The organism is Paenibacillus sp. F4, from assembly GCF_002894905.1.
In the GTDB taxonomy this organism is placed as follows: domain Bacteria; phylum Bacillota; class Bacilli; order Paenibacillales; family Paenibacillaceae; genus Paenibacillus; species Paenibacillus polymyxa_B.
This window is the reverse complement of sequence record NZ_POVS01000009.1, coordinates 87,139-99,495: the sequence shown is the minus strand read 5'-3', so window position 1 is coordinate 99,495 and position 12,357 is coordinate 87,139. Positions and strand designations below refer to the sequence as shown.

The 12,357-nt window shown below is 46.2% G+C and carries 10 protein-coding genes; 9 read left to right on the top strand and 1 reads right to left on the bottom strand.

Annotated features, from left to right (window positions below; translation table 11 throughout):
* Positions 1-60: 60 nt before the first annotated feature.
* The 4 genes from C1T21_RS07365 to C1T21_RS07350 all read left to right on the top strand — a co-directional run bounded on the left by C1T21_RS07365 (position 61) and on the right by C1T21_RS07350 (position 4,685).
* Positions 61-1,554 (top strand): tagaturonate reductase, encoded by a 1,494-nt coding sequence (locus C1T21_RS07365; RefSeq protein WP_103047793.1) that lies wholly within the window; start codon positions 61-63, stop codon positions 1,552-1,554.
* Positions 1,555-1,571: 17 nt separating this feature from the next.
* Positions 1,572-3,071, top strand: coding sequence for a UxaA family hydrolase (locus C1T21_RS07360; RefSeq protein WP_013310046.1), 1,500 nt, complete (start codon positions 1,572-1,574; stop codon positions 3,069-3,071).
* A gap of 127 nt (positions 3,072-3,198) precedes the next feature.
* Positions 3,199-3,645 carry an acetyltransferase gene (locus C1T21_RS07355; protein ID WP_103047792.1) on the top strand — a complete coding sequence of 149 codons (447 nt, stop codon included), beginning with the start codon at positions 3,199-3,201 and terminating at the stop codon, positions 3,643-3,645.
* A 182-nt stretch (positions 3,646-3,827) separates the two neighbouring features.
* Complete coding sequence (locus C1T21_RS07350; protein WP_103047791.1) at positions 3,828-4,685, top strand: DNA-binding protein; 858 nt, start codon at positions 3,828-3,830, stop codon at positions 4,683-4,685.
* Positions 4,686-4,880: 195 nt separating this feature from the next.
* Here C1T21_RS07350 and C1T21_RS07345 read toward each other — a convergent pair whose 3' ends face one another.
* Positions 4,881-5,771, bottom strand: a complete 891-nt coding sequence (locus C1T21_RS07345) for a hypothetical protein (protein ID WP_103047790.1) — start codon at positions 5,769-5,771, stop codon at positions 4,881-4,883.
* Between the two features lie 253 nt (positions 5,772-6,024).
* Here C1T21_RS07345 and C1T21_RS07340 point away from each other — a divergent pair, with 253 nt between their 5' ends.
* The 5 genes from C1T21_RS07340 to C1T21_RS07320 are packed head-to-tail and all read left to right on the top strand — an operon-like array spanning position 6,025 to position 12,333.
* Positions 6,025-6,987 (top strand): ABC transporter permease, encoded by a 963-nt coding sequence (locus C1T21_RS07340; RefSeq protein WP_103047789.1) that lies wholly within the window; start codon positions 6,025-6,027, stop codon positions 6,985-6,987.
* A gap of 14 nt (positions 6,988-7,001) precedes the next feature.
* Positions 7,002-7,889: a carbohydrate ABC transporter permease gene (locus C1T21_RS07335; protein ID WP_103047788.1), complete on the top strand. Its 888-nt coding sequence runs from the start codon at positions 7,002-7,004 to the stop codon at positions 7,887-7,889.
* Positions 7,890-7,915: 26 nt separating this feature from the next.
* Complete coding sequence (locus C1T21_RS07330; RefSeq protein WP_103047787.1) at positions 7,916-9,562, top strand: type 2 periplasmic-binding domain-containing protein; 1,647 nt, start codon at positions 7,916-7,918, stop codon at positions 9,560-9,562.
* Positions 9,563-9,608: 46 nt separating this feature from the next.
* Positions 9,609-11,573, top strand: a complete 1,965-nt coding sequence (locus C1T21_RS07325; protein WP_103047786.1) for a sensor histidine kinase — start codon at positions 9,609-9,611, stop codon at positions 11,571-11,573.
* Entirely contained in the window at positions 11,545-12,333 is a 789-nt protein-coding gene (locus C1T21_RS07320) for a response regulator transcription factor (RefSeq protein WP_103047785.1), read from the top strand. Before C1T21_RS07325 ends, C1T21_RS07320 begins: the two co-directional genes overlap by 29 nt.
* Positions 12,334-12,357: the final 24 nt, after the last annotated feature.

Genomic DNA, 12,357 nt, shown 5'->3' with positions numbered 1-12,357 from the left:
GTGTGCATTGTGATAAAATAACGATGAAATCATTATGGTAATTGTGGGAGGTTACTCCGGATGAAACAAGTAGATGAATTAGACCAATTAAACAGAAAATGCTTTATCGTTAATGAACCACATCCCGAGAGGGTGCTGCAATTCGGGGAAGGGAACTTCCTGCGTGCTTTTGTAGACTGGCAATTTGACAAAATGAATAAGCTGGCAGAATGGAATACGGGAGTTGTGATTGTACAACCGCAGCCAGGAGGCCTCGTGGAGAAGCTTAACGAGCAGGATGGCCTGTATACGGTTATTCTTGAAGGGATTAAGGATGGGAAGGCCATGAAGGAGCATACCGTTGTGGAGTGCGTCACTCGTGGGATTAATCCGTACGGTTCGGACTTTTTGGAGTATGAAGCATTATCCCGAAAGCCGGAACTGCGTTTTGTCGTGTCAAACACGACGGAAGCGGGGATCGCTTATGCCCCAGAGGATCAGCTAGAAGATCGTCCGCAAAAGAGCTTCCCAGGCAAACTGGCCGCCTTTCTGTACAAGCGCTTTCAATTTTTCGGGGGCGATCCGAGCAAGGGACTGGTGATCATTCCGTGCGAGCTCATCGACCGTAATGGAGACGCTCTCAAGGAAATCGTACTGAAATATGCGGACCAATGGAAGCTTGGGGCTGAGTTTATTGCATGGTTGGAGGAATCGAATACGTTCTGCAACAGTTTGGTCGATCGGATTGTACCTGGTTATCCCAAAGACCGGATTCATGAAATTCAATCAGAATTGGGTTACAAGGACGATTTGGTTGTTGTGGGCGAACAGTATCATTTATGGGTTATTGAAGGGCCACAGTGGCTTAAAGAAGAATTACCTGCTCATTTGGCCGGATTAAATGTACTGATTGTCGACGATATGGCGCCATACCGTACACGGAAAGTACGCATTTTGAATGGAGCACATACGGCGCTTACACCTGTAGCTTATTTATATGGCCTGGACACGGTGGGGCAGGCGGTCGAGCATGATATTATGGGAAACTTTATCCAGTCGCTGATTCGAGAAGAAATTATTCCGACGTTGGACTCGCCAGAGGGTGATTTGAATGTATATGCCGACGATGTTATTGAACGATTCCGTAATCCATATGTAAGTCATTATGTCATGAGTATTGCGTTGAATTCGGTGTCTAAGTTCAAGACACGGAATTTGCCATCTTTGCTCCAGTATGTGGCACAACGTAAGGCGCTGCCTGTCAAAATCGTATTTTCACTGGCGTCCTTGCTCGTATTTTACCGGGGTGACAGAAATGGCGAGTCGATTGTGTTGGCAGACGAAGCTGAAGTGTTGGGTACGTTTGGTGAACTGTGGAGTCGATATGACGGTACTCTCGCCGGGGCGAAGCAATTGACTGCGCTGGTACTTGGCCGGCAGACATGGTGGGGTCAAGACCTGAACCAGATCGAAGGGCTGGCTGAACAAACGGCACAGCACGTGTATGAAATTACAAGCAGAGGAATGAAGGAGACGCTCGATTCTCTAACCGGGAACAGCGTGCCCAGAGCATAAGCAAGGAGGAGACCGGAATGCTGGAATTCATTCAAATTCATGATCAAGATAACGTGGCTGTCGCCTTGCGTGATTACAAGCAGGGAGAGACACTGGCGTGGGGAGCACAAGAAGAACAACGGGTGGAGCTTGCCGAGGATGTAGCACGTGGGCATAAAATTGCCTTGCAGGATATAGCTGAAGGTGGGCATGTTCTGAAATACGGATATCCCATCGGTCATGCCATTCAGCCCATTCAGGCAGGTCAGCATGTGCATACGCATAATACGAAGACGAACCTGACAGGCGTGGAGGAGTACACTTATAAGCCTAAGCCAGCTCCTCATTTATATGAACAGGAGAGCCGTACGTTTCAAGGTTTTCGGCGAAAGGACGGTCGTGTGGGGATTCGCAATGAGTTGTGGATTGTGCCGACGGTCGGCTGTGTGAACGGGATCGCTGAACTTATTTTAAATCGTTTCAAGCAGGAAGCGGGAGATATTTCACCTTTTGAAAATGCACTTGTGCTCAAGCATAACTATGGTTGTTCTCAGTTGGGTGACGATCATGCACATACACGCACGATTTTGATCGATGCCGTGAAACATGCGAACGCAGGTGGCGTACTTGTACTGGGTTTGGGCTGTGAGAACAATGAAATGAAAGAATTTAAGGAAGCCATCGGGGAATATGATTCGGAGCGGGTAAAGTTTTTGCTTTCCCAGGATGTGTCGGATGAAGTAGAGGAAGGGGTAAGGCTGCTCCACGAAATTTTTGCGGCCGTGCAAGAAGATCGACGGGAACCTGTACCTTTGTCTGAGCTGAACATCGGCTTGAAATGCGGTGGTTCTGATGGTTTATCGGGTATTACTGCCAACCCACTACTCGGACGATTGTCGGATTATATGGCCGCGCAAGGTGGAACAACGGTATTGACAGAAGTACCTGAAATGTTCGGGGCGGAGACGATTTTAATGGAGCGCGCTGCCGATGAGCAAGTATTTAATAAGATTGTACATCTGATTAACGATTTCAAACAATATTTTCTGGATTACAAGCAGCCAGTATACGAAAATCCGTCACCGGGCAATAAAGCAGGGGGCATCACGACACTGGAGGATAAATCACTGGGCTGTACGCAAAAATCCGGGTCTTCCACGGTCACTGATGTCATTCAGTACGGGGAACGTCTCAAGACCAAGGGACTCAATCTGCTCAGCGCGCCGGGCAACGATCTAGTGGCATCTTCAGCTCTCGCCGCAGCGGGCTGCCAGCTCGTCATTTTCACAACCGGACGCGGTACGCCGTTTGGCTCCTTTGTTCCGACGATGAAGGTCTCAACCAACTCGCCGTTGTATAAGGCTAAACCTCATTGGATCGACTATAACGCCGGTTCACTTGTGGAGGATGTCAGTATGGAAGATGCGCTCCGCAACTTTGTCGATTACATCGTCGATGTAGCCAGCGGAACCTGGGTGAATAATGAGAAAAACAATTTCAGAGAGCTCGCTATTTTTAAAAACGGTGTTACGTTGTAAAAGGCTGTAGTGTAAGGGAGGCGGAATTATTCCGCTTCCCTTTTTGTGTTTGTATGCTTCTAAAAAGGCATGTTAGACTTACTGCAAAACATGCAATATCGATTTTTAAATGAAGGGGGTAGTACAAGTGCAAAATGAAATTGTTGCTTATCGGGAAGAAAATCATGATCAACTCGTTGATATTTGGCAGCGGGCTGTACGCCGGACGCACACATTTTTGTCGGAAGAGGACATTCAATTTTATCATCATATCGTAGGCAATGGTGTTTTAAGAGAACTTGAAGTTTGGATGGAATGGAATACAAGTCAAGAACCAACAGGTTTTATCGGGCTGGACGGATTGAAAATAGAGATGCTGTTTGTGGACCCTGAACGGCATGGGCAGGGCATAGGCAGCCGACTCATCCAGCATGCTGAAAAAATAAAAGGGAAGCATCTCAAAGTGGACGTGAATGAGCAGAACGAGAAAGCGTATGCTTTCTACAGACATTACGGCTTTGTACAAACGGGGCGATCTGCACTGGATGGATCAGGTAGGGCATTTCCTTTGCTTCACATGGAATTGAACAAGTGAACGCTCCACTTTCATCGCTATTTTAAAAACTGGAATATATTATCATAATGCACTTGTCATATGTTTGATTTTATGATATAACTTAATTACGTAATAAATACGTAATTAAGTTATTTTTAGTTAGGATTTAGATCTTACTTTTGTTTGGTGAATATAAAAAGTCGGACAAGGAGGCGGGAACGGTGGATGATCTTGTTCACTCCGACATCACAGATCTAGACACACTTGTTAACATGATTAAGCTGTCTTTTTCATTTGCGGATGGTGCCAATATGATTGTTTTATGCGATCGGCTGTATAGCCAGGTCAACCAAAAGTATCAGGAATTGCAGCTCTACAAAGCGCGCAAGAAACCTATACAACCCATACATACCAAACGGCCGCTAGTCTACTACTACGGCTACAGTCATCTCATGAAAGGCATGGCCTTCCAAAAACAGGGCAAGTATGAGGCCGCTCGCGATTGCATCGAAAAATATGCAGAATTGGGCTGGTTTAATGGTCTTGATCAATATGGGGAAGCAGAGGTCGAATATTACCGCTATGCTGCCAGAGCTAATTTGTATGCTCTTGATATTTTGACAGGTCATGCCGAAGTGTTGCAGGAATACATCCAATTTCTTCGTAACAATCCGGAAGAGCTGTTACCGGGGCTTCTTTCCATCGTTGAGGGAGCGTCGAGATACGACTATCCTTTAGAGGCTGTGCTTAAATCATTTGCCGAACAAATTGAAGGTTTTAAATATTTTGAAGAGCCTGTGAATGTATCTTATTATTTTCGCTTCTGCTATCAACTGGCTCTTTATTATATCAAGCAACAACAGTTTACGGTTGCGTTGGGCTATATCCTGCAATCTCTCATGCTGTCCGATACTCTGGGTATGGAACATGAGCATGAGTTTAGGAAATGTACCGCTATATTTGAAGTTTTCAGATCCCAAGCTACAGCAACACAGCAAGACCAATATATAACTATTTTAAAAGGAGTGTTAAAGGATGAAAAAATTGATTTTACGCCCTCTGTCGCTCAGTCTGTTTAGCTTGCTAGTGTTTGTTACAAGTCATGACCTCATCACGGTGTTTTATCATGGAGCCAATCATTAAGAAGGCAGAAGTAAAGTAGAAGTACACCAAATAGCAAGTAAGCTCATTAAGATCAGGGCTCACTTGCTATTTGGTGTATTATGAAGACCGATCATAGCGTATATATAACGTGGCACATGTCCCAAAAATATTTAAGCTATTGTAGGTTTATGCAGCAAACCTTGTTCTGATGGATGCAATGAAATTCTTGTCTGTTGGTGAACGGGGAATGGTTCTTCCGTACTGTATGATCTGCTTTTTAACGCTGCATCCAGTGCCCGTAGCAAGGAACCAATGAATTGCTCTGGAGAAAAGAAAATGCTTTTCCCGACCATATGAATGTGAAGCTCGTTATGGTCACGGTTGCTTACAGACAGCAATAAACCTTGCCCCTGAAAACCCGTACCGATGGCGCGTATTTTGTTTATACCCGAGAGTAACATTTCTGTCTTCACCGCACGCCCCTGTTCCTCCACAAATACAGAAATCAGGCGTTTGTCTGTAACGATAACAATTTGGTTACCCCGAAATGTATGACTCAGGTGTAGAAAATCTTTATATACCCCAATAGTCTGCTCATGCGGAGAAACAATCCCCATCCGTACAAACTCCTCCAGCTCAGTGACATCGGGTTCCTGATGATTTTTAATACGTTTTTTGATACTGAACTGAATAGTCAGGATACCCAAGATAGCTATGAGAAAAGCGCTAAGTCGGACGTTAAATATAAAGAACATCAGGACAATAAGGCCGCCTACTAACCACTGTCCCCAAGTTAGATAGCGCAGCTTTTGTTGTACCGTACGGCGATAATAACCGTAGCCCTTTCCTGGTTGATACTCTTTAGTAAACTTTGTCATGCCACGCATCATGGTTAATCCATAGACGGATAAAATTGTCATCGCGAGCGCCAAGAGCGTCATAAGCCATTCCTGAGCTGCAATGCCAACTAAAGTACACAGGCCAAACATGATGAGCCCCGCCCAGCAGGCAACCCTTTTAATTCGAACCTGTTTCTGAATCGAACGAACCAATTCTTCCATTCTTAATCCTCCTGATCTAGGTATATAGGTAATGATTGGAATCACATATAGTCTTATCGTACCATCTGATAGTCTTTTTCGTAAATTAATAGATGTAAAAATCCAAAGGCTGGAAGAAAACTTGTGCGTATAGTCAGATCCCCACCTGAACTTTAGATACCAAAATCAAAAAATCCAGTACTACTCATTCGAAGTAAAAGCCTCTAAAATAATAAATGTAAGTGCTTACATTACAAAGAAGGGAGGTCTTCGTATGAGTACAGGATGGAAGAATCCGCAGCCACAGCCGCCGATTCGATCGCGTAGAGGAGCATCACTAGCGCGCAAATGGGTTCAACAAAGACATTTGCAGACTATGGCGCTGCTTGGGGTGGTTTGGATGATTATTTTTCATTACATTCCGATGTACGGGATATTGATTGCTTTCAAACATTTTGACATCATTGGTACCCTATCAAGCGCGCCTTGGGCGGGATTAGAGCATTTTCGGGCCTTTTTGGAGGATGATAACTTTTGGTACATTGTCAAAAACACACTGGGCATCAGCTTGCTTAAGCTGGCGATCGGGTTCCCGTTGCCTATTGTATTTGCTCTGTTCCTAAATGAAATACGATCTACACGGTTCAAAAAATCTATTCAGACCATTTCGTACCTTCCTCACTTTTTATCTTGGGTCATTCTTGGCGGGATCTTAACGACGTGGCTGGCAGATACCGGGATGATCAATCAACTGTTGCTGGCCTGGGGGTGGATTGACCAGCCAATCAGTTATTTGGCAGAGCCGAGCTATTTTTGGGCTATCGTCGTTAGCTCGGATATTTGGAAGGAGCTTGGGTGGTCAGCCATTATCTATTTGGCAGCCATGGCGGGCGTATCTACGGACATGTACGAAGCGGCCACCATTGACGGAGCCGGACGGTTTCAGAAAATGTGGTACGTCACACTACCCGCTATCAAGGGGACAATATCCATTTTATTTATTTTGGCGGTCAGCGGCATATTAAACTCCAACTTTGATCAAATTCTCGTCCTGCGCAACTCGCTGAATGAAAGTGCAAGTAATGTAGTTGATATTTATGTATATCAGGTGGGTATTCAGCAGGGCCGCTTCTCGTATTCTACTGCGGTGGGTTTGCTGAAATCGGTTCTTGCTCTCATTTTGCTGCTAATTGCCAATTCGGTGACCAAGCGGGTGAATAATACATCCCTATTTTGAAGGAGGACGGCTGCATGCAGCTATTGCAACGCAGAACAGCAGGCGAAGCGATATTCGATTTCGTGAACAACGTCTTCATGCTGATCATTTGTTTTGTGACGTTGTATCCGGTGTGGTATGTGCTGGTGAACTCCTTTAACGAAGGAGCAGACGCTATGCGGGGCGGCATTTACTGGTGGCCGAGGGTCTTCAGTCTGGGCAGCTATCAGGCTGTGTTTGCCAACAACGGTATTATGACCGCGATGGGGGTGACTATTGCCAAGACGCTAATCGGCACGATTGTTCATGTGTTTTTTACCGCCATGATTGCATATGCATATTCCCGTAGGGAGCTGATCGGCCGCAAGCTGTATATGCTGATTGGCACCATTACCCTGTTTTTCGGTGGGGGATTGATTCCAACGTACTTGCTGATTCGTGATCTCGGACTGCTGGACAGCTTTTGGGTGTACATCATTCCTGCGATGTTCAGCTTTTTTGACCTCATTATTTTTATGGCTTTTTTCCGAGAACTGCCGGATGCATTGGAAGAGGCGGCGAAAATAGACGGTGCGAACGATTTCGGTATCTTTTGCCGGATCGTGCTTCCTGTTTCTATGCCGGTAGTAGCGACGATTGCGTTGTTTCATGGAGTATACCAGTGGAACGATTATTTTACTGGAATGATCTATATTAATAATACGGATCTTCAGCCGATTCAAACGTATTTGTACCGGGTTGTTGCTCAATCCAGCTCTAATCAGATGATGGCTGCTGCACCGGGGGTCGTTGCCCAGTCCGTCACTTCGCAATCGATCAAGCTGGCGACGATGGTTGTGACGACGCTGCCCATTGTACTGGTATATCCTTTTCTGCAAAAATATTTCGTCAAGGGTCTGATGATCGGCTCGATTAAGGGATAGCACATCATCCAAGGGGGAGATTTATAATGAACATTCGCAAATGGCAGAAGGGGCTGTTGGCTTCTGTTCTGCTGGTGGGTTTGCTCGCGGCATGTACGTCCGGTGGAGGCGGTACTGTCACGGAATTACAGGACGAGAAGACCAAGGCTACGGCAGATGCACCGGGATGGAAGGCGGATATGGAGCCGATTACGTTTGACTGGTATTTGAACTTTTCCTGGTTCCCGAACAAGTGGGGGACGGATATGACCTCGAAGTATGTTACGCAAAAGACCGGGGTCAGCGTCAATTTTATCGTACCCGCAGGAAATGAAAATGAAAAGCTCAACACCATGCTGGCCTCCGGCAAGCTGCCTGATTTTGTCACGCTGGGTTGGGGAGAGGACGCGGTCAAAAAAATGATTGAGGGCAAGATGGTGCTTCCGCTCAACAAGCTGGCCGAGAAATACGATCCGTATCTGATTAAAATAGCTGATCCGGCGAAAATGTCCTGGTATCGCCAAACGGACGGGAATGTATACGGGTATCCTAATGCTTCTTCTTCGCCACAGGATTATCAAAAATACGGCCAAAATTTTGTTTCCAACCAGACGTTTATGGTTCGGAAGGATATGTACGAAGCGATCGGCAAGCCGGATATGAGAACACCGGAAGGATTTTTGAAAGCGCTTCAAAAAGTGAAAGAGAAATTTCCGGAGGTGAACGGTCAGCCTCTTATCCCGATAGGATTTCATGAATTTACAGATAACGGAAATTATTCTTTTGAAGACTATTTACTCAATTTCCTAGCCATTCCTCATGAAAAGGACGGCAAGCTATACGATCGTCGTTCGGACGAAGAGTATATTCGCTGGCTCAAAACATTCCGTCAAGCAAATGAGCAGGGCCTGATCGCCAAGGACGTATTTATCGACAAACGTCCGCAAATGGAGGAAAAGGTGGCACAGGGCCGATATTTTGCCATGTTATATCAGCGTTCCGACTTTGCCACGCAACAGGTAATGTTATATGCGAAGGACCCGAACTCCGTCTATATCGCGGTGGATGGACCTTCGAACAGTAAGCTGGACCCGCCGACGCTGGCCGGGCCGGGTATTTCCGGTTGGACGGTGACGCTTATTTCGAAGGATGTCAAAGACAAGGAGCGGGCTATTGAATTTCTGACTTATCTGATTAGCGAGGAAGGAAATCGTGACCTGTATCTGGGGGAGCAAGGCAAGCTGTGGGACATGGTGAACGGTAAGCCAGCTTTCAAGCCGGAGGTGCAGGAGCTGCTGAATAAGGATCGTTCTGCTTTTGATAAAAAATATGGCGCCTCCTTCACCTTCTGGATGCTGATGGATACGAATATGAATTTGCAGTGGGCGCCGCCCAGCGTCGAGCCGTATAAGCAGCCAGAGGATTGGACGAAAGGCAAGACGAAAGGTTTCTCCCAATACGACAACATCAAACCGACCGGAACTTCGGCAGAGGGCATTGCGTCAGGCCAGATAGATAAAATTTGGGGCAAGACATTGCCGAAGCTACTGCTGGCTTCCTCAGATGAGGAATTCGACCAGCTGTTTGCTCGCTTTTTGGAAGATCGCAGAAAAGCAGGATATGACAAAGTTATGGCCTATCAGCAAAAAGCCTATGAAGAAAACCTTAAGAAAATTGAGCAGTTCACCAAATGATTCAATTCAATAACTTAATCTATTGAACCCCTAAGGATGTGATTTCATGCCAGGCCGTGCACGTTCACAGATGAAGAGCCTGCTGCGCCGCACGATATGGCAGTGGGTGAAGGGTACGGCCGATCGGCTTGGCGGTTGCTCCCTTCAAGTTAAGCTCATTGTCGCGTATATCGGAGTCATTTTAATCCCGGTGGTATTATTCTCGCTATATACCTTTCACCAACTGTACGAGAATACCATGCAAGACATCACCGTACAAAATCAGTATGTGTTGGATACAGAGCTGGCCCATATTCACAGCAATATGGAAATTATGGAGCGGACCGCACAGCTTGCGATCTCAGATCGCAACGTACTTCGTTATCTGACCGAGGAACGTGAAATAAGCAGCGATGAGCTAGTCCAATTCAACTTGAATGTGTTTCCAAATTTACAGCACTTGCTGTACAGTAATCCCAATGTAGAGAACATTCGACTGTATACGAATAATCCCCAGGCGCATGAAATATGGCCGATGATTTTTAATGAATCACGATTGCCTAAGGCTTCCTGGCTGAAAACGGCCCAACTCCGACAAGGGAAAATATGGTGGGAAATGTACAAGGGGCCCAAAAGCTTACTTCTGGGGCTATCCCGGCAGGAAAGTGAGAAAGTGCAGTATATGGCACTGCTGCGTGAAATTCAGTCTACCGGAGGAAGACACGCAGGGTTGGTAGAAACAAATATGAGGCTGGAGCTATTTTCACCTCGAGTATTTGGAATCCCACAACGTGATCGCGCATGGCAAATGTTCATTCTGGACGGCGACGATTCCAGCTCACGGAACGCTGACAAACCAATGTCTTCTACCAATATAGCTACAGCTTCCTCTCAATCAGATTCACTTTCGATCCCTCTGTCCCATGTGCACCATCTGTTTCAGTCCCGTGTTAAGGGACCGGGTGGTGTTTTTGATTTTTCCTATGAGAATAAGCCTTATCTCGGTATGTACCGTTATATAGAAGGGTTGGACGCCTATTTGCTAAATGTGGTGGCGCTGGACGGTCCGCTGGGTGATCTCCGTCAGAAACGCAATGCCATGCTACTCATTATTTGTATGCTGATTTTGTTTATGTCCGTCATTTCTTATACCCTGCATGCCTTCATTCTCAAGCAGCTACATACACTGCGTGAATCCATGAAAAAAGTAGAGCAGGAGGGTGACTTTCAGCTTAGAATTCCAGTATATGGGCAGGGAGAAGTGGCTGAGCTGGCTCTATATTTTCGTAGTCTGCTGAGTCGGATTAACGGACTCATTGCCGAGGCAGTACACAAGCAGGCCGCTGCTCAGGAGGCTGAACTGCTAGCGCTCAAGCATCAGATTGATTCCCATTTTCTCTATAATACATTGGAAAATTTAAAAATGATGGCGGAGATAGAACGACAGTATCCGCTGTCGGATGCCCTTACCTCCCTTGGCTCGATGATGCGTTATAATCTCCAATGGTCCGGGTCGTGTGTTGCGTTGCGGGATGAAATCCGCCATATCCAGCATTATGTGGCCATCATGAACATTCGCCACGATAACCAAATTGGATTGGAAATTCATCTATCGTCGGCGTTTATGGAACTGGAGATGCTGAAAATGTCGCTGCAGCCTGTAGTCGAAAATGCTATCAAGCACGGTTGGAGTACATTGCAAAGCCCATTCAGCATCACGATTGAAGCCTGCTCTAAGCAGGATATCATAGAATTGCGTATACAGGATAACGGAGTTGGGATATCTGAAGAAAGAAGAAACGCCATCATGGCTGGTCTATCGCGAACGGATATGGATTCCCACGAGCCAGGGATGAATGGGGGAATCGGTTTGTATAATGTGCATCGCCGTTTAAGTATGCAGTATGGCGAAGAGTATGGCATAAGACTGGACAGCATCCCCGGACAATCGACGACAGTGACCCTAATTTTGCCTAGACGTTACATGATGAGGGGGGCGGACCATGACGACCAAGCTGTTGATTGCGGATGACGAGAAAAATATTCGAATGGGACTTCAAGCCATGATCGAACGGGAATTTTCCGGTCTCTATGAATGTGTAGTGGTCAAGGACGGAAGGGAAGCCTGGCAGCATGTAAAGCAGTTTTTGCCCGAGTTGGTGATAACGGATATCCGTATGCCTGTTATGGATGGCATTATGCTGATGCAGCATATTCGCGAGCTGGAGCCGGAACGCAGACCTTTGGTGATCATTCTCAGTGGATATGACGAGTTCCAGTATGCGCGCGAAGCGATTCGCTGCGGGGCACGGGAGTATTTGCTCAAGCCGATCGTAAGGGAGGAACTGTTCGGTGCGCTGGCAGTTTTGAATGAGGAATTGAAGCAGAGAAACCACCTCATAGACGATAGTGTTGTCAGCGTAGAGAAAGATAGACTGGCTGGCGCGAGTGTTATCGCCGATAGAAACGGTAGCATGACACGTGCTATCCAATACATCCATGCTCATTACAGCGAGGATTTAAATATGGCAGTAGTATCCAATTCAGTATCCTTGAATTATACGTATTTTAGTCAGGCTTTCAAAGCCTATACAGGCCTTAGCTTTGTTCAATATGTAAAAAGGCTGCGCATTGCAGAAGCCAAAAAGCTGCTGGAGTGTCAAGGGGGCAAGATTTATGAAATTGCGGCTAACGTGGGTTTTGACAATGCAAAGCATTTTAACAAAGTGTTTCGTGAGCTGGAGGGGATAACCCCACAGCAGTTTCGAGTGCAGAATCAAAAGGGTAATTAGTTATAAAGAGGCGGAAAACTTGCC

Excerpts from the sequence above, each read along its gene's own strand:
- C1T21_RS07365 (WP_103047793.1), top strand. The coding sequence starts at position 61 with ATGAAACAAGTAGATGAATTAGACCAATTAAACAGAAAATGCTTTATC.
- C1T21_RS07360 (WP_013310046.1), top strand. The coding sequence starts at position 1,572 with ATGCTGGAATTCATTCAAATTCATGATCAAGATAACGTGGCTGTCGCC.
- C1T21_RS07345 (WP_103047790.1), bottom strand. The coding sequence starts at position 5,771 with ATGGAAGAATTGGTTCGTTCGATTCAGAAACAGGTTCGAATTAAAAGG.
- C1T21_RS07340 (WP_103047789.1), top strand. The coding sequence starts at position 6,025 with ATGAGTACAGGATGGAAGAATCCGCAGCCACAGCCGCCGATTCGATCG.
- C1T21_RS07335 (WP_103047788.1), top strand. The coding sequence starts at position 7,002 with ATGCAGCTATTGCAACGCAGAACAGCAGGCGAAGCGATATTCGATTTC.
- C1T21_RS07330 (WP_103047787.1), top strand. The coding sequence starts at position 7,916 with ATGAACATTCGCAAATGGCAGAAGGGGCTGTTGGCTTCTGTTCTGCTG.
- C1T21_RS07325 (WP_103047786.1), top strand. The coding sequence starts at position 9,609 with ATGCCAGGCCGTGCACGTTCACAGATGAAGAGCCTGCTGCGCCGCACG.
- C1T21_RS07320 (WP_103047785.1), top strand. The coding sequence starts at position 11,545 with ATGACGACCAAGCTGTTGATTGCGGATGACGAGAAAAATATTCGAATG.